We start from the raw sequence: 21,179 nt of genomic DNA on the forward strand, positions 1-21,179 counted from the left end.
CCGACGGCGCCTTTTTCGTCCGCGTTACCGTGGGGGACGTGGAAAAGCAGAAGACGCGCCGCTTCGATCTCGAACGGGGTATCGTGGAGATCGACGACCGCGCGGCGCGCACCGGATAGGCGCCTCGACCCGCGGTCTGTGCCCGGCTTCACGGCGCAAGCCCGTTCCCGTCCACCTAATCAGTCGTTGGTCGACCTATGTCTGCCCCCGATCTGAAAACCGGACCAGCCCCGGTAAAACCCACCGATATCGTTCCGCCGGACCGGCTGAGCGAACTGCTGTGTCGACGCAACCTGCCGGGCTTCGTTTTCCTGACCGGGCATCTGGCGGCCACCTTGCTCACCGGATTCCTGGTGTCGCTCTCCCTGGGCACCTGGTGGCTGGCGCCGGCCCTCCTAGCCCATGGCGCCGTCGTGGTGCACTGGTTCGCGCCCTTCCATGAATGCTCCCACGGCACGGCCTTCAGAAGCGCGGCGATGAACCGGATCGTCGGCTGGATCACCGGCACCGGGCTGTTTCTCATCCCCGCGTACTTCCGCTACGAGCACCTGGCCCATCATTCCCACACGCAGATCACGGGGGACGACCCCGAGATGATCCCCATGGCGGAAAGCCTGGGAGGCTATCTCTGGTACGCGACGGGGATTCCCTATTTCTACAGCAACCTGACCGCCCTGGTACGGATGCTCTTCGGGCGGTTCAACGCGGTCGAGCGGAAGTTCCTGCCGCGGCGGGAACGGGGCAACGTGGTGATGGAGGCCTGGAGCATGGTCCTGGCCTACGGCGCGCTGGCGGCCGTTTCGGTCTGGTTCGACACGATGGCCGTGGTCCTGTACTGGCTGGCGCCCCGGTTCCTGGGCGAGCCCGTCATGCGTCTCATCCGCATGTCCGAGCACACGGGCTGCCCCCGCATCCGCCATATCCTGCTCAACACGCGCACCGTGCTGACCATCCCCCTGGTCCGGTGGCTGAACTGGAACAACGCGTACCACGCCGAACACCACGCCATTCCTACCGTACCCTTCCATGCCCTGGGCGATCTGCACCGGATCATGGGCCCCCACTTCGAGGAAGTACGGCCGGGATACGTGAATACGCAACTCCACCTGATGGCAAATGGGATGAAGAACAGCGCTGCGAAGGGCGGGTGACCGGCGCGAAGGGCGGCTGGCCGGCACGAAGGGCGGGTGACTGGTGGCTAGCCGTCGGCCGGTTCCGGGGAATCTCCTTTGGGCGTCAGAGGGTCAGCCGACACCAGGTCCGGAGGGCTCACTTCGGCGGCACGACGCACAGGAACCCGAGCGGTTCCTCGCCGATGCTTTCGAACTGGTGCTGTTCGTTGGGGGCGATGTATACCACGTCGCCCGGACCCACGTCGTGCACGTCCCACCCGATGAGCACCTTCGCCCGCCCCCGGAGGATGTAGATGCCGTGGTCGTGGGGATGGCGGTCGAAGGATGACTGTCCGCCCGGTTCGATTTCGAAGTAGCGGACGGAGAAATTGTTCGCCCCGTCGTCGGGACCGATGACCACCCGCACCGATCCGCCCACCGCCCCACCTTTGCTGTAGGGCTGCTTCTCCACGCCGGACCAGTCGTTCGCGCCTTGCTGTCCCTGGTGCTTATGGACGACACCCATTTCAAGCCTCTCCCAAAGACGGGCTATTCACGATGTAGTGAACGGATTACATGAAGTTCCGCACGCCGCTGCCGTGCAGTTCCGATATGCGTTCGGCATCCTTGCGGTCGAATCCGATGGCCACCAGTTCGCGCACACGCTTGCTGTGCATCTCTTCGTAGAGACCCATCACCGCGTCCCGCCCCCGCGCCAGTTGCTCCGGGTGCGAGCCGCCGCCGGCCAGCGTCATCATGGCTTTCAGCACGAAGGGACTGGAACCGGAAGCCTGCTGAAGGAACAGGGTCCGTTCCTCGGCCGCCCGCATCAGATCGTCCTTTATCGACGGGTCCTGCTCGATGTGGTAGGCGAAATGGGATATGCCGTACCCGACGTGCCGGCCCTCGTCCTGGCGCGCCAGCTTGAAGGTACGGGCGGTCACCGGGTCAGGCGCGACCTGCTCCAGGAACATGAGGAGTTCCATGAAGGTCCCCTCGCCCAGGACGTGCATGAGAAAGGAACCGTTGGAGTAATCGTCCTGCGCCAGCAGGCTGCGCAGGGACCATTCGGTCGCGGCCGAGACGTACTGCAGGCCGCCGCCGTTGGCGAGGGCGCGCTTGGTGAACACCTCCGCGTGCCGCGCCTCGTCCATGACCTGCGTGGCCAGGAAGAGGACCACTTCGGAGAACTGGGGATCGATGCGGTTCATGAACTTGGCGGGCAGGTACATGGCCAGGTATTCGTTCTGGATGAGGAAGGTCATGACCTGGCACACCGCCTGCTCCAGGTCGTCCGGCAATACGGGCAGGTCATCCCACGGGATGTCCGTCGTGGCGTCCCACTGCCCCGCCTTGCCCTGCTCGTACAGATCCGCGATGTTATCGGCCCAGACCAGCTTCTTTTCCCGGATGGCGAATCCGAAATCGGGCGTTCCGGGATCGACGACCGAACCCCGCTGCGCCAGGCCGTGTCCGTCGAGCGCCACTTCCGGCACTTCGCCCGCCCTGCCGACCTGGCAGTCCCGCATGAGGATGCCGCGGCCGTCCGCGGGTTTCACGCGGATGTCTCGGTCGGGCTCGCCCCAATCGGTCGTATCGGGCAGTGGAATAGCGAAGTCGGAAGGTTTGTGCTCGTCGGGCTTGGATTCTTCGGACACGGGGTCTTCGGACACGGGGTCTTCGGACACGGGGTCTTCGGACTTGTAGTTTTCGGACATGTTCAGGCCTGTTCCCGAGCGAAAATTGACTTAATGATTCTCGGCAAGTATATGTATGATACTGGGTTTGCCGTTCGATGACAAGATGAAGGTAGAAAGGCGCATCATGAATCTGTCGAGGCTCCGGGTGTTTCGTCTCTGGCGCGTGATGGCGAGGCGCTTCAGGCAGCGCCTGCACGCCAATATCGAGCGCATGCGGACGACCGACCAGGTCTTCGTGATCAGCGCCGCGGTACTGATCGGCGTGCTGGGCGCGGGAGGCGCCATCGCATTCCGCGAACTGATCCTGTTCATCGAGTCCGTGGCCTGGGGCGGTGGATTGTCCGATCGTGTTTCGCTCACCACGCTGGCGGTGCTCACGGTGCCCACGGCCGGGGGCCTGATCGTGGGCATCCTGATCTACTTCAGCACCCGGGAAGCCCGCGGGCTGCCGGACGTCATGGAAGCCGTGGCCCTTCGCGGCGGACGCATCAGACCCCGGGTCGCCGTGGAGACCTCGCTGGCTACCGCCATCAGCATCGGCACGGGGCTGTCGGTGGGCCGCGAAGGCCCCATCGCCCAGATCGGCGCCGCCATCGGCTCCACCTTTGGCCGGCTGTCGCACGTCAACGTCCATCGCATGCGGACCTTCGTGGGGTGCGGCGCGGCCGCGGGCATCGCGGCGACCTTCAACACGCCGATCGCCGGCGCGCTGTTCGCCCTCGAAGTCATCCTGGGAAATTTCTCCTTCAGCCGGTTCAGTCCCATCGTGATCTCTTCGGTGGTGGCTACCGCCATATCCCGCTATTTTCTGGGCAACCAGCCGGCCATCATCGTGCCCCCGCACGGCGTGAACCACCCGCTCGAATTCGCCCTGTACGCCATACTGGGCATCCTGGCCGCTATCGTGGGCACCCTCTTCGTCCGGGCGTTATATGGCGTGGAGGACCTCTACGGAAAGGTGCCGCTTCCGGATTACCTGAAGCCCATGACCGGCGGTCTGCTTGTCGGCGCCCTGGCCCTGCTCTATCCCCAGATCCTCGGGGTGGGATACGATACCATGGACCGGGTCCTGTTCTCCGAACTGGAGTGGCAGTTTCTGCTCATCCTGGTCTTCATGAAAATCGCCGCCACGTCCTTTTCCCTGGGATCGGGCGCCTCGGGCGGCGTGATTGCCCCCTCCCTGTTCGTCGGTTGCATGCTGGGCGGTGCTTACGGCGCCCTGGTCAACCACCTGCTGCCCGGAACGAGCGCATCCGGGGGCGCATACGCGCTGGTGGCCATGGGTGCACTGGTTTCTTCGACCATCCGGACCCCCATGACGTCGATACTGATGATCTTCGAAATGACCGGCAACTACGAACTGATCCTGCCGCTGGCGATATCCGTCATCGTCAGTACGGCACTGTCCGCCTACCTGCTCAAGCCTTCCGTATACACAATGCGCCTCCTTAGGAGAAACGTGGACCTGGAAAAGGGCGAGGAGACGAACATCCTCAGATCGTTGAACGTGGGGCAGGCCCGGGCGGGCTCGTTCGAGACGATACCGCCCCAGGCGCCGCTCGACGACCTGATGTCCCGCCTGGCCGAGAGTACGGACACGGAGTTTTACATCACGGACGATGCGGAGCGTTACCAGGGCACGGTCACATTCGACCGCATCCGAAGTCTCGTCGCGTACGGTGAGGATCTCGAAGGCGTCGTCGTGGCCCACGACATCGCCCAGTTCGACCTGCCGACGGTCACCGACGGCGACACGCTGGACCGGGTCATGCTGCTCTTCGGTAGGCACCAGGTGAACGCCTTTCCCGTCGTCGATCCGGACTCGGGCCGCCTGGTCGGCGTCATCAGCCGCGAGCACGTCATGGACGCCTATAACCGGGAGACGGCCAGACGGGACCTGGCCGGTGAATTCGGGAGCATGGTCGACACGCTGAGCGAAGGACGGGTCGTACAGCTGGGGGACGACTACGCCATGGTCGAAATCAACGCGCCCCGGCAGTTCACGGGCCGTAGCATCCGGCGCCTTCAGATCCGCAGCCGGCACGGGGTTCAGATCCTGCTCATCAGGAAACGGGAGCACCGGGCCGGCCAGGCGAACCAGGCAGAACAATCCGACCGGGACGGCCAGGCGCACTTCGTCCCTGAACCGGACTATGTGATCCGGGAGGAAGACGTCCTGCTCGTCGCCGGAGAACGCGACTGTATAGAACGTATCGTTAACCTGTAATATCTACTTGACAAATGTTTAGTTAGACAGTATATTAGTGGGCTGTATTGTATCGATCGTATTAGCTCGATGAATCGTTGACATCAAGAGGTTCCTTATATACCACATCACATCATGGGAGCGCGAAAATGGGTACCTTTTTGTTACGCAGATTCCCCGCCTGGCTGACGGTCCTGATGCTCGCGGCGATCCCGGCCGCCGCCCAGGAGAATGGAGATTCGACCGTTTCCAGCCTGGTCGAAATCTCGGGGTTCGTCGACGCCAGTTACACCTACTCCAATCTTGACGATGCGAACACCTTCGGTCTCGATCAGGTGGAGATCGATCTGTCGAGGAACCTGGGCGATATCGGCTCGTTGCGTGCGGACCTGGAATGGGTGAGCGACGGCGAAGGCGGGTTCACCCTCGACGCGGAGCAGGGGTACGTGACCCTGGATCTCGGCCTGGGCCGCAGTGAGGGAAACTATCCGACGCTCACGTTCGGCAAGTTCAACGCGCCCATCGGGTTCGAGCTTCTGGACGCGCCGGACATGTACCAGTACTCCCACGCGCTGGTCTTCGATCTGGGACTGCCCACCAACCTCACCGGCGCCATGCTGTCCATGGACCTGGGCGGCGGTATCGACGTGTTGGTCCACCTGTCCAACGGATGGGACCGGAATGTCGACGAAAATACCAACAAGATGATCGGTGGCAGACTCGGTTACAGCCACGAGGATATGGGCGGGATCGGCTTCTCAGCCATGCGTGGCGACGAATCGGGCTTCACGGGAAACCTGACAGTCTACGACATCGACCTGACCCTGACGCCGACGCCGGGACTCCTCATAGGCGGGGAGTTCAACAACGGCCGGACGGACCTGGACGAGGCACTCAAGCAGGAATCCAGCTGGAACGGCTACATGGTCATGGCTCACTTCAGTGTGAACGACGTCATGGGGATTACCGGACGATACGACTACTTCACTAGAGAGGTCGAAAGCAATTATCCGAGTTTTCGGGTTGCGGCGCGTCGCAGCGGAGCGCAGGACCACCCGGTCAGACTGGAAGAAACCCGCCAGGCCCTCACCATCGCCCCGACGTTCGCGCTGACCGACGGCCTGGGGTTCCTCATGGAACTCCGCCGGGATTTCTCCGACGATGAGATTTTCGGGGATCCGGAAGACGGCACATTAGAGAAGTCGATGGTCAATTTCGCCTTCGAGATGACCTATTCGTTCTGAGTCGAAACGGATCCGCAGGTTTTGCCATCCCATCATGGGATCATGAAAATGGGTACCTTTGTGTTACGCAGATTCCACGTCTTGCTGACGGTCCTGATGCTCGCCGCCTTCCCGGCCGCCGCGCAGGAAAACGGCGGGGATGACATGGAGACGGAAGGCGGTGGCACCGCCATCTCCGGCCTGGTCGAAATCTCGGGGTTCGTAGACGCCAGCTACACCTACAACAGTACGGATGATGCAAACTCATTCGGCCTCGACCAGGTGGAGATCGATCTCTCGAGGAACCTGGGCGATATCGGCTCGTTGCGCACGGATCTGGAGTGGGTGAGTGACGGCGAGGGCGGGTTCACCCTCGACGCCGAACAGGGGTACGTGACCCTGGATCTCGGGCTGGGCCGCGGGGAGGGGAACTACCCGACCCTGACCTTCGGTAAGTTCAACGCGCCCATCGGGTTCGAACTCCTGGACGCCCCGGACATGTACCAGTATTCCCACTCGCTGGTCTTCAATAATGGACTGCCCACCAATCTGACCGGCGCCATGCTGTCCATGGACTTGGGAGGAGGTTTCGACGTGGTGGTTCACCTTACGAACGGATGGGACCAGAACGTCGACACCAATACCAACAAGATGATCGGCGGCAGACTCGGATATAGCCATGACGATATGGGCGGCATCGGCTTCTCGGCGATGCGCGGCGACCACGAGGACCCGGTATACGGCTCGGACTTCGTACTGGTCAGCAATCTGACCGTATACGACATCGATCTGACCCTGACGCCGATCCCGAGATTCATCATCGGAGGGGAGTACAACAACGGTAAAAAAGAACTGGCTGTGTCTGAAACAGTACTCAACTGGAACGGCTACTTGGTGATGGCGCACTACCGTCTGACCGACGTCATGGGGTTAACGGGCAGGTACGACTATTTCAACACCTACTCCACCATTACGACACGAGGGGGCAGAATGAACGTTTTTTCAATAACCCGTCAGGCCCTCACCATAGCACCGACGTTCGCGCTGACCGACGGCCTGGGGTTCCTCATGGAACTCCGCCGGGATTTCTCCTTCTATGAGCGCGATAAGGGTTCCGGCGAACGTGAGGATGAGGAGTCGATGGTCAATTTCGCCTTCGAGATGACCTATTCGTTCTGATCCGGACGATCCGCCTGGTCCGCCTGGTCCCGCCCGGTCCGTCCGGTCCGCCCTACCTGAAAGGTTTGATACCTCCGCCCCGGACTGAACGGGACGACTCCTCGGGACCGCTTCAGTACAGATCGGCTTCGCCGGCACTCGCCCGCAGGATCTCGGGCTCCTCGCCGGTCAGATCGACCACCGTGGACGGCTCCGGAACAATGACGCCGCCGTCCACGATGACGTCCACGACCTTGCCGTACCGGGCCGCGATGGAATCGGCGTCGTTCATATCGCTTCCGTTAGCTGAGGCCTCAATACCGGAAGGCGCGATGCTGGTACTCAGCACGGGCCGGCCGAGCGCCTGCACGATTTCGAGGCATATCCGGTTGTCCGGCACCCGGATACCCACCGTCCGGCGCTTGCCGATCATGAACTTCGGCACGTCTCTCGAGGCCTCCAGAATGAAGGTGTAGGGGCCGGGCAGCAGGCGCTTCATCATGCGGTAGGCCGCGTTGGAGATGTTCTTCGCGTACCGTGCGAGATCCTTCAGATCCGAACAGACGAAACTGAGCGGCTTCCCGGCGGGAGCTTGCTTGATCTGGTAGATCCGGTTGATGGCCTTGCGGTTGAAGATATCGCAGCCCAGTCCGTAGACCGTGTCGGTCGGATACACGATCACGCCACCCCGATGCAGGGCTTCGACGACCCGGTCGACATGCCGTTTCTGGGGATGTTCGGGATGGAGTTGGAGGATAGCGGCCATGGCGGGTCGGGAATCGCTGGTCGGGAATCGCTGGTCAGGAAACGCGGGTCAGCACTTTCCTGCAGACTTCGATGGCCAGATCGATCTGTTCGCCGCTTACGTCCAGGTGCGTAACGGCGCGGATGATGCCGGGTTTCATGGCGAGCATCCGCACGCCTTCCACAGACAGGCGATCGACGGCTTCGAAGGGGTCGAGGCCGTTCCGCAGGCTGAAGAAGATCATGTTACTGTGGATCTCGTCCAGGTCGATCTCGACGTTCTCCAGGTCGGCGAGCGCCTCCGCCAGCCGGGTGGCATGGCCGTGGTCCTCGGACAGCCGGGAGATGTTGTGTTCCATGGCGTATAGACCGGCCGCCGCCAGGACGCCCGCCTGGCGCATTCCGCCTCCCAGCATCTTCCGGTAGTAGCGCGCCGCGTCGATCGTGGCCTGGTCGCCCGCCAGCACGCTGCCGACCGGCGCGCCCAGGCCCTTGGACAGGCACACGGATACGGAATCGACATGCTGCGTGTAGGTCTGTGCGGTCAGGCCCGTCGCCGCGCAGGCGTTGAACAGCCTGGCGCCGTCCATGTGGACGCGCAGGTTGTTTGACCTTCCGCATTCTCCTACCCGGGACAGCGCCTCCACGGGCCACGGATATCCGCCGGACTTGTTGTGGGTGTTCTCCACGGCGACCAGCGCTGTCCTGCCGTAGTGCACGTTGTCGCCCCGCTGGATCACTTCCTCCATCTGCGCCGGCGTGAATACACCCCGTTCTCCCGTCAGCAGGCGGACCTGCACGCCCGACAGTGCGCCGAGTGCACCGGCTTCCGCGTTGAACATGTGGCAGTACTTTTCCGCGATGACATCGTTGCCGTGATGGGTCTGCGACCGGACGGCGAGTTGGTTGCCCTGCGTGCCGCTCGTGACGAAGAGCCCAGCCTCCTTTCCGAGCAGTGCGGCCATGGCTTCTTCCAGCCGGTTGACCGATGGGTCTTCGCCGAAACAGTCGTCGCCGACCTCGGCGTTCGCCATGGCGCGGCGCATGGCTGGCGTCGGCCGAGTCATGGTGTCGCTGCGAAGTTCGACGATTTGCATGGACGCTCCTCAGTGGCCGTACTTGATCAGGGTCACGCTCGTGCCGTGCTCCGTGATATCGAACTCGACTTCGTCCATAAGGGCCTTGATCATCAGTATGCCCCGGCCATTCTCCTTGAGCAGGTTGTCCGGGTTACGCGGGTCCGGAAGGCCGTCGGGATCGAAACCACCGCCACAGTCGCATATGTGTATACGGAACAACGTCGAACTGCATTTGCAGGAGATAATGACCTGCTTGGACTCGTCGCACCGGTTTCCATGGAGTATCGCGTTCTTGACCGCTTCGTTCACGGCGATCATGATGTCGCCCCGCGTTCCCTGGTCGAAGCCGGTCTGCGCAGTCAACTCCTCAATGCGGCGGTCCACCTCCGCGGTCAGATCGGGATTGCTCGGGATCGTCAGTTCCAGCGTCACGCCGCTATCCGCCCCGTCCTGTCGAGTTTCGCCCATGCAAGAAACTCCATGATTCCACCGCACGAACGGCCTGCGTACGGCCCGGATCCTGCCGGAACGATGCGTACAATCCGCACGATCCAGGATACACGGTATCTACCTTTCGAACTCAATCAAGGTATGAGGTGGGTAGTGTCGTGTCAAGCCGTGTCAAGTGAAGGGGATGGGATACGGCGCAAGGACGACATCCATTCAAGACGGATCAATCTTCCCGCTCGGCGTCACGAACCATCTTGAGGTAGGCGTCGCGTATTTTGTTCTTGAAGGGCCTTCGCGCCTGCCGGGGAGCGCGCAATTCGCACGGCTCCCACCAGGCCAGTTCGTTGAGGTGGTCGGCGGGGACGGGAAAGGCTTCCTGGCGTACTGTTTTCGAACCCAGTCGGTCCGTCCACGCGGCCGAGGTCACAGACACCAGCCCATCGTTGTCTCCTTCGCGTCTGGCGATGTATTTCCAGGGCAGCTTCAGCGGGGTGAATATCCGCCCATGCCTTTGGTGGGCGGCATAGGTGGCATACCTGACGTGGTTTTGCGCTTCGGCGTTCAGCGCACGCTCGTTGAAGGCTGCGGCAGCCTCGGTACTGAGATCGCGGAAGCCCTCGAGATTAAGGCCGAAGAGGCTGGTGAAGCCGATCAGCCAGTTCACTTTGGCAAGACCGAAGTCTGCGAAGCAAGTCCCGCAGTGCGGCGTGCCAATGGTCGTCAGCGTTGCGACGTGATCGGCCATGTCGAAATCAACGATCATGTGGCGGGCGTCGAGACCACCCATACTGTGGGCGATGATGTGAACCCGGTCAGCTCCGGTGCTTTCGAGGATGACTTCGATGCGGCGTTTCAGGGCCAGCGCGCGCTTATGTACCTGGGCTGCGAAGGGTACGCGGGGGGCGAAGACGGTGTAACCGTGGTTTTCGAGATGACCGGCGATCCCGCTGAAGTAGTCGTACTTGTCGGGCTGGCGAAGGAGTCGGCGCAGCCCCGCCTGGAGGAGCGGCCGGTAAAGCGCGTCGAAGGGCACGATGCCGTGGGCGAGGATGATCGGAAGACTTATGGCGTACACTCCCTCGACGTTCAAACTGACCTTCAAGTTTTCACAAGACAACTCGCGTCGGGTTACGTTCCACGTGCAATCGTGACCTTTTACTTGTACAGTATTCGGTATAGCGAAAATATACCATAATTTAACATTTCTTTTAAAACAATAGGATTTTGAATGCATATGGAATCTCGTCTGAACCGTATGGAATGCCTTTATGCAGGCATGCAAGCTACACCGGCACAAGATATCACATGGCCGGAACGACTTCCTGCTCGCCGGAGATCATCGGGACGGGGCAAAGTATCGAGTCAGATGACTGGATTTGGGGGTATGTAACTTAATGACCTTAAGAGACTTACGAGGACCTGTTGAATCTGCGTTCGATCTCTTCGAGTGGCATGCGGACCACGGTGGGTCGCCCGCGGGGCGTTACATAGGGCATTTCCGTGGCGAACAGATCGTTGACGAGTCCGTTCATCTCCTGCTGGGACAACGGGTCGCCCTTCCTGATACCGGCATGGCCGGAGAAAGTAAGGGCGATACGTTCTTCCGTTTTGAGGTTCTTTTCCGGCATCTCCTGCAGGTTTTCAATCATCCGGTGAAACAATGTGTCTACTTCCTGGCTGCTTGCCATGCAGGGTACGGCGTCGACGACCACGGTCTGCTCGCCGAATAGTTTCACATTGAACCCCAGCCGGGCGAAGTGATCGAAATGTTCCCGGACCAGCGCGATCTGCGGCACCATGAGATCGAGGGTAACCGGAAACAGCAACTGCCGGGAGGGCGCGGATTCGTGGTCCATCGTCTTCAGCGCCCGTTCGAAAAGCACGCGTTCGTGGGCGGCGTGCTGATCGATGAGCATGAAACCGCCTTTGACCTGGGCCAGTATGTAGGCGTTGTGCAGTTGCCATAGCGACACCATTTCCGCGTCGCTGTGCTCCCTGACCGTTCCCTGTCCCCCTTCGTCGCGTTCCCCGCGATCCGTGCCGGCCGGGGTGTAGGTCCACTCGCCCGAAGGATCGCCGCCGTTTCCGCGCACGGGACCGAACAGGTCTATCTGGGTTCTGCGCGCCGTGCCCGGATCGTGGTCGGGCATATGCGCGCCGCCGGACGCCGCGGCCGGCGTCATTCCGGTGATGTCCGGCGTGTCCGTTTCGAAAACGGGCACCACGTCCGAGTTCTGTAACGACAGCCGAACGGCCCGCAGGAGCCGCTCATATACCCCGGACTCGTCGGAGAACCGGACCTCTCGCTTTGCGGGATGGACATTGACGTCCACCTGGTCGAGATCGATGTTCAGGAAAACGATGGATACGGGAAACCGTTCTTTGGGTAGAATCGAACCATACCCTTCGAACACGGCGCGGTTCAGGGCGCGGCTGGATACCGGTCTGAGGTTGATGTACAGATGCTGGTGGGTGCGGGAAACCCTGGCGGCGTCGGGCCGGCTGATGAACCCGTGTATCTTGACGAGATCGTCGTCGAACGTGACCGGGATCATCTGGTTCATGAGCGTGTTGCCCATGACGGCCTGCGCGCGGGTATAGGTGTTGGACACGGCGGGCAGGGACAGGGTATCCCGGCCGTCGACCGTCAGCGTGATCGCGATCCCGGGATAGGCCATGGCGATGGCGGAAACCACGGAAACGACATGGCGCGTCTCCGTACCCGTCGTCCTCAGGAACTTCCGGCGGGCGGGCACGTTGTAGAACAGCTGCGATACGGCGATCGTCGTACCCGCTGCCCGGCCGGCGTCCGTAACTTTCGGCGCCGAACCCCCGTCGATGCGGACGCGGGTCCCGGCCGCTTCGCCTTTCGTATTCGTCGTCAGGTCTACCCGGGCCACGGAGGCGATGCTGGCCAGCGCTTCGCCCCGAAAGCCGAAGGTACCGATGCGGTAGAGGTCGTCTTCGCCGGTGATCTTGCTGGTCGCATGCCGCTCGAAGGCCAGTACCGCGTCCTCCCGGGACATGCCTGCGCCGTCGTCCATGACGCGGATGAGCTGCTTTCCGCCCGCCTTGATCTCCACGGAAATGCGCTTGCCACCGGCGTCGATCGCGTTCTCGGCCAGTTCCTTCACGACCGAGGCGGGGCGTTCGATCACCTCGCCCGCGGCGATCATGTTCGCCAGCTTCTCGGGCAACACCTTGATCTGATCAGCCATTCGTCACCGGAGTTACCAACGTTTATTCGCCGTACGTGATCCGGTAGATCACCCCGGCGTAATCATCAGAAACGAGCAGGGACTCGTCCGGCATGACCTCCACGTCGGCCGGTCGCCCGGAGTACTCCTCGTCCACGAGCCAGCCCGCGGCGAAATCCTCGTAACTCACGGCCTCGTTGCCGTCCAGGCGCACCAGGGTGACCCGGTACCCGATCCGATTGTCCCGGTTCCAGGACCCGTGTTCCGCGATCAATACCTGGTGACGGTACTCGGGCGGGAACATGTCGCCGGTGTAGAACCGCATGCCCACCGCGGCCACGTGCGGACCGAGGTCCTGCACGGGGGGCACCAGGGAGTCCAGCGGACGCCTGCCGCCGAATTCGGGATCCGGTATATCCGTGCCGTGGTGATAGGGGAAGCCGAAATGCTGCCCTGCTTCGGTCACGCGGTTCAATTCGTCCGGCGGGATGTCGTTGCCCATGAGGTCCCGCCCGTTGTCGGAGAACCACAGTTCGCCCGTGTCCGGGTGCCAGTCGAAGCCCACGGTATTGCGTACACCGCTCGCGTAGACTTCCAGGTCCGTTCCGTCCGGGTTCATGCGCATGATGGTCGCGTAACGCGGATCGGCGCGTTCGCAGACGTTGCACGGTGCCCCCACGGGAACGTAGAGCTTGCCGTCGGGGCCGAACCGGATGAACTTCCAGCCGTGATGGCGGTCGGTCGGGAAGCCCCGGCTGACCACAACGGGATCGGGGGGATCGTAGAGCCTGTTTTCGATGTCGTCGTACCGGAGCACCACGTTGATATCGGCGACGTAGAGTGCTCCTTCGCGAAAAGCGATGCCACTCGGCATCTTGAGCCCGCTGTCGAGGGTCAGCACCTCGTCGGCGACGAAATCTCCGTTCAAGTCCCTGACGGCGTACACGTTCCCGGCGCGCCGGGAACCCACGAAGAGGGTGCCGCCGGGGCCCATCGCCATGGCCCGCGCATTGCGGACGCCGCTGGCGTAAACGGAAATCCTGAAGCCTTCCGGCAACTGGATTCGGGACAGGACGGGATCGGATTCAGAGGATTCGCCACCGGGCGCGGGTGTCGTCCCGCATGCGGCGCCCAGCAGGAAGCCCAGTAGGAACAGACGTGGTGTCCAAATGCGGATCGCGGTCATTGAATCGGGCCGGCGGTGATCGTTGCGGGCGTGAATTTCGGCCGGAGACGCGCCGAGCGCGCCAGGGTCCTGAAGTACGTTACGGTTCCTTCCATGGTAATGATCCGGGGGAGGCAGATCAAGGACAAACTGATGCTTGCTTTTGATGAAATCGACCGTTAATGTTTACCACGAGTTTGCCTGAAGGAATCCACTGGAAGGCCGGCCATGTCGCGTATCGAACGCCTCCACAGCCAGGGTATTCAAGCGTATCCCGCCCGGACCGGCCGGACGCACACGGTGCGGCGGGCGCGGGAATCCGGAATCGCCGGAAACGCAACCGTTATCGCAGGCCGGCTGGTCCAGCTGGATACACGGACCGGGAGCGGCGCGCTCGAGGACTGGACGGGTACCGTCGACCTCGTCCTGGACGATCCGGCCTTGTCCTGCATGCTCCGCCGGGTCCGCGCCGGCGACCTCGTGGAATGCGCGGGTACATGGGAGAGCGACGTATACACCGTTACCGGTCTCAAACTCCTGGCGCCCTGCCTGCGCGGCGCGCCCGAACCGGATGCGACCGGCGGTGCGCCCGAACCGGATGCGACCGGCGGCGCGCCTGAACCGGAAGCGACCGGCGCCGTGCGTATCCGGGCGCGTATCATGGCCGGGACCCGTGCCTACTTCGAATCCCGCGGTTTCATCGCCGTGGATACGCCGACCTTCATGACCGTTCCGGACCTGACGCCGGCCCTGAGTTCGTTTCGAACGGAATACGTGGACAGCGAAGGCGGAACGCGGACCCTGTACCTGCAGACCTCGCCAGAACACTACATGAAACGCCTGCTGGCGGCGGGCTGCGAACGGATCTACCAGATTTGCCGGTTCTACCGCAACGGGGAACGGTTCGACACCCACCATCCGGAATTCACCGGACTGGAGTGGTACGAGGCCTACGCCGACTACGAGACGGTCATGGCCACTACGGAAGATTATGTGACCTCGCTGGCTAAAACGCTTAACCATGCCGGCGGACTGACCTACCGCGGTTCCACGATCGATCTCCGGCCTCCCTGGCCGAGGTACAGGGTGCGAGACTGCTTCCTGGACCGGTCGGGGATCGACCTGGATGCCTGCGACGACCTGGAGGCGTTCGCGTCCGCGGCCCGGTCCATCGGTTACGAGGTTCGGGAAGACGATGACTGGGACGACCTGTTCCACCGCGTTTTCCTGACGGCCGTGGAACCCGCGCTGCCCTCGGACCGGCCGGTCTTTCTTACCGAGTATCCCGCCCGGCTGCCGTCGCTGGCGCGCCGCGTTCCCGGCAACCCCAGGTACGTGGAACGATTCGAACTGTATATGGGCGGGCTGGAGCTGGCCAATGCCTTCACGGAGCTGAACGATCCGGTGGAACAGCGTGCCCGTTTCGAGGCGGAACTGGAAATCAAGCGATCGAAGAAAGGACCGGACCGCTACGACGGCGGGGTGGACGAAGCGCTGCTGGCGGCGCTCGAATACGGGATGCCTCCTTCGGGCGGCATCGCCCTCGGACTGGACCGGCTGGCGATGTTGTTCGCCGACGTCGATACGATCGATCCCGTGATCATGTTCAGGAACTACTGACCGATGCCGGGGGATCTGAAACACACCGGCCGTGCGTTATGAAAGTTGCCGGCCGTACTCAAGGAGGAAGGCATGCAGGCACTGATGTATCTGGGAACGCGCCAGATGGAAATGCAGGAGGTTGAAGAGCCCACGGTCACGCCCGGCCACGCCGTGCTGAAGGTCGGCGCGGCGAGCATATGCGGTTCGGACCTGCACGGCTTTCTGGGCAAGAGCGCAAAGCGGGTCCCGCCGCTGATCATGGGACACGAATTCACCGGCGAGGTGGTGGACCTGGACCGTGGCGCGGAAGGGTTGTCCGTCGGCGACCGGGTCACGATCAACCCGATCCTCTCCTGCGGCCGGTGCGACGAGTGCCTCCGGGGACGCACCAGTATCTGCCCCCATCGAACGGTCATCGGCATCGAGCATCCCGGAGCCTTCGCCAACTACGTTTCCGTGCCAGCGGCGTCCTGCTTCAGGCTGCCGGACCATGTGGGCGACCTCGAGGGCAGCATGGTCGAATCCCTCTCGAACGCACTGCATATCTTCGACCGAAGCCTGCACGGGTTCATCCGGAGCGTGGCCGTCATCGGCGCGGGCACCCAGGGGCTCCTCGCCCTGCAGGTGGCCCGGCACATCGGGGCGACCCGCATCGCGGTGACGGACAGGGTGCCCTCGCGCCTGGCGCTGGCCACTTCGATGGGCGCGACCCACGCCATCGACGTCCATGCGGACGACCCCGTGGAAGCCGTGTTCGACATGACGGACGGCCAGGGGGTGGATCTGGCGGTCGAAGCGGTGGGCCACACGGCGACGCAGGAACAGGCCGTGCGGATGCTGCGGCAGGGCGGCGAGGCCGTGCTGCTGGGCCTCGGCGCCGAAGCGCCCATGGCCATCGACGGCGTAGCCATGGTGAACAGGGAACTGGTCGTGCGCGGTTCCTATGCCTACACGAGCGTGGACTTCGCCTATTCCCTCGAACTCATCTCCACGGGAAGGATCGACGTCGCCTCCATGGTCGTCGAAAGGGACCTGGAGCAGGGACCCGGGATTTTTACGAAACTGGTGGACGACCCCGGCGACCTGATCAAGGTGGCGCTGGTGCCGGGTTCCTGAAGCGAGCCGCCTTGCGCCCTGCGACGGAGGAAGGGGCAACGTTCCGTGACCCCGCGGCCGGAATAAGGATCAGCGGTCCGGACCGTGCAGCCGCAGGGCATTTCTGAAGCGCTCCTGGGAGACCCAGCGCGTGTTGTATGCACTTCGGTACGCGCGAAGGCCGGTATCGTCCGGATAAAGGGATGCCGGACCGTAAGGGTAGCCGGCCATCCCGTGGAAGGGCAGCGGTTCGATCGTGGCGGCCGTCGCCGTGTTCAGATCGCCCTCCTTCAACCAGCCGTCGGTGTGCAGGATAAAGTCCCTCGTCCAGCCAGGCGGCGGTTCAGGCAGGTCGGCCGCATCGAAGGTCACCTTGATTTCCTCGCCCGAACTGTAGATGACATAACGGTTGTCGGATGCCCGTAGCAGGGGCGTCACGTCGCCGTACCGCGTCCGGTATCCCGCGAAGGGCAACCACTGGGGTTCGCCGCTCAGCACCTGGTAGTCCCGGATAAACGGGCCATATAGCGCGGTCCGGTACTCCCGCGAGTAGCCGCGGTAGTGCAGATCCGCGGTATCGGGCGACAGCCGGGTGATGCGGTTTTCGACCCGCTTGGGTTCGTCGACGGTGAAAAAGGCCTCGCTCCAGTACAACTCCAGGTTCGTGGTCAGCCTGACCCGGTAGTCTTCGGCGGGAAAACGGTCCGTCACATCGATGAAAACGGTCTTGTGTTCTCCCGATGGAAAGCCGGTGTACGGTATCACGGTCCTCCACTGCCCCTCACCGTCCGGCACTTCCAGGTACGGAGGGACCACGGCGGCGTCGCTGCGCTGAGACAGGGCCAGGTTGGAACTGGGCTCGATCGGCATGATCCAGCCGCACAGGTACAGGTGGATCCGGTCCGCACCTTTCAGGTCGCCAAGGTCCATCGTGATGGAATGCACTTCGGGAACGCCCTGGAAGTCGCCGAGTCGGTAGTCACCAACGTACAGGCTGTCCCGGGCGGCGAGGGCGGGCAGGATGTCGTTGCCGCGGTGGTCGCGGGCCGCTACGGGCAGGCGCGGGTCCGTCACCGTATGGATTTCGAGATCCGGGTAGGGCGGCGGGAGGTACTTCTCATCCACGAAGATATCCGTCTCCGCCGGGTGGTCGACGACCAGCAATTCCATTTTGTCCATGTACACGGCGTCCCACAGTTCCTCCACGACCCGGACCTCGAACTTCCCGTTTCGCATCCGCAACTGGTCGCCCCGGATTTTCACATAGTCGTTCGCGGCGTCCGGCCAGGCCGGCGCGCCGGTTTCCGTCAGGGCGCCGATGGCGCTCCGGGTCATCAGGTGGGTGACGAATACATACCGGTCGCCGTTCCAGGTGTACAGCGACGGGCACGATCCCTTGAGCCGCTGCGGTTCGACGACGAGCGTCCGGGATTCCGGATCGATCCGGTTCTGGGGGACGCCGTTGCTCCAGACGACCCGGATCACGTCGGCCGTATCCCGGCTACCGAGACCGACGTGGGTGACGGCCGCGTCGACCCGCAGAGACTGGTAATGCGACCCGGCGTTTACCTCTATGGTCGATCCTATGCCATAGAAATTGTTCTTCCCGCTTCCTTCCAGGGCCGCGGCGAGCTGTACCTTGAGCCAGCCGTTCGCGTTGCCGCCGTCGTTCCGCAGCACCAGGGGACGGCCATCGGAAAGCACTGCGAGATCCAAGTCGCCGTCGTCGTCCAGGTCGCCGACCTCCACGTCAGCGACGTTCCCGGGCAGACGGGGTAGCAGGTCGGCCCGTTCTTCAAATGCACCGTTGCCCAGGTTCCTGACCAGCCTGAGTCCCGACAGGTCCGGCACCGAAGCGCCGGCGAGCGCGAGATCGATGAATCCGTCATTGTCGAAATCGAAGGGCCGGACGACAACGACATCGAGGCCGTCACAGGCGTCGCCGAACGCCGGGGGCGTGTCCTCCCCGTCGAATCCGCGCCCGTTGTCGTTCCACAACAGCCGGCAGCCGTCGGCGGCAGTCCCCGCCATGAAGAGATCCAGTGCACCGTCGTTATTTAAATCGGCCGCGGCGACCGTCTTCGCGCCGCCCCACCGGATTCCGCGGAAACGTTCCGTCCAGTCCACCCACCTGCCCTGCCGCAGGTTCCGGTAGTACCGGTGCGCGCCGTCGTCGAACAACGCGATTACGTCCACGGCCCCGTCCATGTCGAAGTCGCCCCAGGCCAGCGACTGGCCGGACCGCAACCTGGAATCACCAGCAGAGGAAACACCATCAGCGTTCCGGCCGAGAGCGCCAGACGCCGATTCGAGGAAACCCGTGGCGGATGTAGCTTCTTCAAAAACCCCGTCCTCGGTGTGTCGATAGAACCGAAGTGAGCCCATATTGGATTCCAGGATATCCAGGTCCCCGTCGTGGTCGAAATCCGCCCGGGAGGCGGAGGTGAAGGACTCCGGATTCTCCCCGGGGTCCAGGGTCTGTGCCAGGCCGAATGTCCCATCCCCATCGTTGCGGTACAACTGGGGTGACGGTGTGCCGGCTACCAGCATGTCCATATCGCCGTCATTGTCGAAGTCTCCCGTGGCCAGTTGAAAAACCGCGTCTCCCTGTGCCGGTATCGATTCCTCCCGACCCGACCATGGACTCGAAACGGTCTCCCGGCTGTCCAGGGGGCTGCGCAGTACGAACAGCCCTTGCCGACCCGCCAGTGCCAGGTCCAGCCGCCCGTCCCCGTCAACGTCCGCCAGTGCCAGGTCCGTCCATTGCTCCTCTTCAGGCAGGATACTATCAATCCATACGTCGCCCGCATCCACGAACTGTATATCAACGAGGGAATCCGCGGCCACTACCGCCAGGTTGGGCGGCGCCGTCCGGAAATCGTAGAGCGGGGGCGACTGCTGCGAAGGATCCCCCAGGCGGTCCCGCGAGGCCCGGTAGGCCGGGTCCACCACCAGCAGGTTGCCCAGGATGCCCGCGCTGGATTCGGCTTCCGCTCCATCCCCGCGATCCAATGCATCTAACGTCCGGTCCAACCAGGTTTGAATGTCTTCTGGAACGGGTTCGAGCAACCCGGACATCCGCCGGTACCCGGCCGATGCTTCCTGCGACCGCCCCAGCCGGACCAGGGTGGCGTTCAATTCAACGAGCACGGCCAGGTTTTCCGGTTCGTATTCGAGCATGGCCTGCAGCTCTTCCAGGGCATCCTCCTCCTGGAGATCCGGACCCCGCAACCTTCTCAACTCGGTGAGGTACTTGTACCGGAGCACCACGTCGGACGCGTTGAGGCCAACGGCATGGGCCAGCAGGCCCAGGGCGGCTTCGCGATCTCCCCGCGCCGCCACGATGTCGGATTTGATGGAAAGGACTTCACCGTCTTCCGGGGCAAGATCCACGGCCCGGTCGACGGAGGCGGCGGCCTGCTCGTAGTCTCGAAGTTTCAACAGCGCCAGGGCCCGGTTCGCGTGACCGAGCGGCTCGCGAGGCACCAGCCGGGCTACCGACTCGAAGGAACCCGCCGCGCCTTCCAGGTCATTCCGATACAGGTAGGCCAGCCCGGTGTGCTTCGCGGAAAGGGCTTCCTCCCACACTTCGCGGGAAGGGGCGGACTCACCACAGCCCGCGAGCAGGCACGCGGCCATCGTTATCCACGCGGTCATCGACATTCCCGTAACGCCGTTTACCATCCGCATTGAGCGTCACCTCGTATTGGAAAGGACTAAAACCGGTTGCTGGCCATCAGTTCGCTGTTTCCGTCCCGCGTCACCCATTTCAGGGCGATGGCCACCCGGTTTTCTTCGTCGAGTGCGTCCCAGTACGTCTCCATGACCTCTTCCGGTCCGCCTCCCAGGGGCATGAGCAGGGGATCGTCCGAAAACGCCGGCAGCGGTTCGCCGTCTCCCATGTAGGTCGTCAGGCACAGTCCCAGACCGGGTGGAGGAGGGTCCGGACGGTACGTCAGCCGGTCGGTATGGGCGGGATCGGCCGGATTCGCCCGGAGTACGCTCAGGGACAGGGCGGGCGGCCCGTTCAGGTCCAGCATTCCGCTGATGCGGGGTGTGTAGTTCGGCGCGTCGGGCTCCCGCTCCCGGGTGGCCAGGGCGGCTTCGAAGGTCCCGCCGCCGCGCAGTGCGTCGTGAATCGTCCGCGACTGGTCACCGTTGGCAACGATGTATATCCCCGGCAGTTCGAGCATGGCCGGATAGATGATCAGTTCCGGCGCGTCCAGTTTCGCGGGATCGACCGGTTCCGTGCGGAGCACAGACCCCTCGATCGCGAACCGCCGGTTCCGGCTGCTGTCGCTGCGGCCCATGATCCAGTAGAGCAGGAACCATGCGTCGTCAGCGGCCGACCGACCGATGATCAGCCCCCGCCCCGGATATCGGTTCGAGGCGATATGCCTTGCGAAATTCCGGGCCGGGATTCCAGTGTCGTTCATGGGGCGTACCCG

The 21,179-nt window shown here is 63.0% G+C and carries 16 protein-coding genes; 6 read left to right on the top strand and 10 right to left on the bottom strand.

The features are described 5' to 3' along the window. Positions 1–197 precede the first annotated feature (197 nt). Positions 198–1,151 (top strand): fatty acid desaturase, encoded by a 954-nt coding sequence (locus tag OXH56_11205; protein ID MCY3555872.1) that lies wholly within the window; start codon positions 198–200, stop codon positions 1,149–1,151. Between the two features lie 118 nt (positions 1,152–1,269). Here OXH56_11205 and OXH56_11210 read toward each other — a convergent pair whose 3' ends face one another. Beyond that, positions 1,270–1,638: a cupin domain-containing protein gene (locus OXH56_11210; GenBank protein ID MCY3555873.1), complete on the bottom strand. Its 369-nt coding sequence runs from the start codon at positions 1,636–1,638 to the stop codon at positions 1,270–1,272. A gap of 46 nt (positions 1,639–1,684) precedes the next feature. Further along, positions 1,685–2,830: a ferritin-like domain-containing protein gene (locus OXH56_11215; protein MCY3555874.1), complete on the bottom strand. Its 1,146-nt coding sequence runs from the start codon at positions 2,828–2,830 to the stop codon at positions 1,685–1,687. A 106-nt stretch (positions 2,831–2,936) separates the two neighbouring features. On the opposite strand from OXH56_11215, the gene OXH56_11220 reads away from it, so the two are divergent. The 3 genes from OXH56_11220 to OXH56_11230 all read left to right on the top strand — a co-directional run bounded on the left by OXH56_11220 (position 2,937) and on the right by OXH56_11230 (position 7,420). Beyond that, on the top strand, positions 2,937–5,039 hold the full coding sequence (locus OXH56_11220) for a chloride channel protein (protein ID MCY3555875.1): 2,103 nt from the start codon (positions 2,937–2,939) through the stop codon (positions 5,037–5,039). Positions 5,040–5,167: 128 nt separating this feature from the next. After that, positions 5,168–6,262: an outer membrane beta-barrel protein gene (locus OXH56_11225; GenBank protein MCY3555876.1), complete on the top strand. Its 1,095-nt coding sequence runs from the start codon at positions 5,168–5,170 to the stop codon at positions 6,260–6,262. 60 nt (positions 6,263–6,322) lie between these two features. Then, positions 6,323–7,420 (top strand): outer membrane beta-barrel protein, encoded by a 1,098-nt coding sequence (locus tag OXH56_11230; GenBank protein MCY3555877.1) that lies wholly within the window; start codon positions 6,323–6,325, stop codon positions 7,418–7,420. 112 nt (positions 7,421–7,532) lie between these two features. Here OXH56_11230 and OXH56_11235 read toward each other — a convergent pair whose 3' ends face one another. The 6 genes from OXH56_11235 to OXH56_11260 form a co-directional block, all read right to left on the bottom strand. Further along, positions 7,533–8,165, bottom strand: coding sequence for an L-threonylcarbamoyladenylate synthase (locus OXH56_11235; protein MCY3555878.1), 633 nt, complete (start codon positions 8,163–8,165; stop codon positions 7,533–7,535). A 34-nt stretch (positions 8,166–8,199) separates the two neighbouring features. Next, positions 8,200–9,240 (bottom strand): aminotransferase class I/II-fold pyridoxal phosphate-dependent enzyme, encoded by a 1,041-nt coding sequence (locus OXH56_11240; protein MCY3555879.1) that lies wholly within the window; start codon positions 9,238–9,240, stop codon positions 8,200–8,202. Positions 9,241–9,249: 9 nt separating this feature from the next. Beyond that, positions 9,250–9,690: an ATP-binding protein gene (locus OXH56_11245; GenBank protein ID MCY3555880.1), complete on the bottom strand. Its 441-nt coding sequence runs from the start codon at positions 9,688–9,690 to the stop codon at positions 9,250–9,252. A gap of 205 nt (positions 9,691–9,895) precedes the next feature. Next, the gene (locus tag OXH56_11250; protein ID MCY3555881.1) at positions 9,896–10,762 is read right to left on the bottom strand and encodes an alpha/beta fold hydrolase; all 867 of its coding nucleotides are present in this window, start codon (positions 10,760–10,762) and stop codon (positions 9,896–9,898) included. A 319-nt stretch (positions 10,763–11,081) separates the two neighbouring features. After that, entirely contained in the window at positions 11,082–12,890 is a 1,809-nt protein-coding gene (gene mutL, locus OXH56_11255; protein ID MCY3555882.1) for a DNA mismatch repair endonuclease MutL, read from the bottom strand. 22 nt (positions 12,891–12,912) lie between these two features. Continuing rightward, complete coding sequence (locus OXH56_11260; protein MCY3555883.1) at positions 12,913–14,055, bottom strand: sorbosone dehydrogenase family protein; 1,143 nt, start codon at positions 14,053–14,055, stop codon at positions 12,913–12,915. Between the two features lie 207 nt (positions 14,056–14,262). On the opposite strand from OXH56_11260, the gene epmA reads away from it, so the two are divergent. Continuing rightward, positions 14,263–15,654, top strand: coding sequence for an EF-P lysine aminoacylase EpmA (gene epmA / locus OXH56_11265; GenBank protein ID MCY3555884.1), 1,392 nt, complete (start codon positions 14,263–14,265; stop codon positions 15,652–15,654). 72 nt (positions 15,655–15,726) lie between these two features. Beyond that, positions 15,727–16,752: an alcohol dehydrogenase catalytic domain-containing protein gene (locus tag OXH56_11270; protein ID MCY3555885.1), complete on the top strand. Its 1,026-nt coding sequence runs from the start codon at positions 15,727–15,729 to the stop codon at positions 16,750–16,752. A gap of 69 nt (positions 16,753–16,821) precedes the next feature. On the opposite strand, the gene OXH56_11275 is transcribed toward OXH56_11270, so the two are convergent. Together OXH56_11275 and OXH56_11280 are read right to left on the bottom strand one after the other, a co-directional pair. After that, positions 16,822–20,388 carry an FG-GAP-like repeat-containing protein gene (locus tag OXH56_11275; protein ID MCY3555886.1) on the bottom strand — a complete coding sequence of 1,189 codons (3,567 nt, stop codon included), beginning with the start codon at positions 20,386–20,388 and terminating at the stop codon, positions 16,822–16,824. Between the two features lie 59 nt (positions 20,389–20,447). After that, positions 20,448–21,167: an inosine monophosphate cyclohydrolase gene (locus tag OXH56_11280; GenBank protein ID MCY3555887.1), complete on the bottom strand. Its 720-nt coding sequence runs from the start codon at positions 21,165–21,167 to the stop codon at positions 20,448–20,450. Positions 21,168–21,179: the final 12 nt, after the last annotated feature.

Source organism: Gemmatimonadota bacterium, from assembly GCA_026702745.1.
In the GTDB taxonomy this organism is placed as follows: Bacteria; JAAXHH01; JAAXHH01; order JAAXHH01; family JAAXHH01; genus JAAXHH01.

What these genes read in the sequence shown, in the direction of transcription:
- OXH56_11235 (MCY3555878.1), bottom strand. Translation starts at nt 8,165, where the DNA reads ATGGCCGCTATCCTCCAACTCCATCCCGAACATCCCCAGAAACGGCAT.
- epmA (MCY3555884.1), top strand. Translation starts at nt 14,263, where the DNA reads ATGTCGCGTATCGAACGCCTCCACAGCCAGGGTATTCAAGCGTATCCC.
- OXH56_11245 (MCY3555880.1), bottom strand. Translation starts at nt 9,690, where the DNA reads ATGGGCGAAACTCGACAGGACGGGGCGGATAGCGGCGTGACGCTGGAA.
- OXH56_11280 (MCY3555887.1), bottom strand. Translation starts at nt 21,167, where the DNA reads ATGAACGACACTGGAATCCCGGCCCGGAATTTCGCAAGGCATATCGCC.
- OXH56_11225 (MCY3555876.1), top strand. Translation starts at nt 5,168, where the DNA reads ATGGGTACCTTTTTGTTACGCAGATTCCCCGCCTGGCTGACGGTCCTG.
- OXH56_11215 (MCY3555874.1), bottom strand. Translation starts at nt 2,830, where the DNA reads ATGTCCGAAAACTACAAGTCCGAAGACCCCGTGTCCGAAGACCCCGTG.
- OXH56_11260 (MCY3555883.1), bottom strand. Translation starts at nt 14,055, where the DNA reads ATGACCGCGATCCGCATTTGGACACCACGTCTGTTCCTACTGGGCTTC.
- OXH56_11220 (MCY3555875.1), top strand. Translation starts at nt 2,937, where the DNA reads ATGAATCTGTCGAGGCTCCGGGTGTTTCGTCTCTGGCGCGTGATGGCG.
- OXH56_11240 (MCY3555879.1), bottom strand. Translation starts at nt 9,240, where the DNA reads ATGCAAATCGTCGAACTTCGCAGCGACACCATGACTCGGCCGACGCCA.
- OXH56_11275 (MCY3555886.1), bottom strand. Translation starts at nt 20,388, where the DNA reads ATGACCGCGTGGATAACGATGGCCGCGTGCCTGCTCGCGGGCTGTGGT.
- OXH56_11205 (MCY3555872.1), top strand. Translation starts at nt 198, where the DNA reads ATGTCTGCCCCCGATCTGAAAACCGGACCAGCCCCGGTAAAACCCACC.
- OXH56_11210 (MCY3555873.1), bottom strand. Translation starts at nt 1,638, where the DNA reads ATGGGTGTCGTCCATAAGCACCAGGGACAGCAAGGCGCGAACGACTGG.
- mutL (MCY3555882.1), bottom strand. Translation starts at nt 12,890, where the DNA reads ATGGCTGATCAGATCAAGGTGTTGCCCGAGAAGCTGGCGAACATGATC.
- OXH56_11270 (MCY3555885.1), top strand. Translation starts at nt 15,727, where the DNA reads ATGCAGGCACTGATGTATCTGGGAACGCGCCAGATGGAAATGCAGGAG.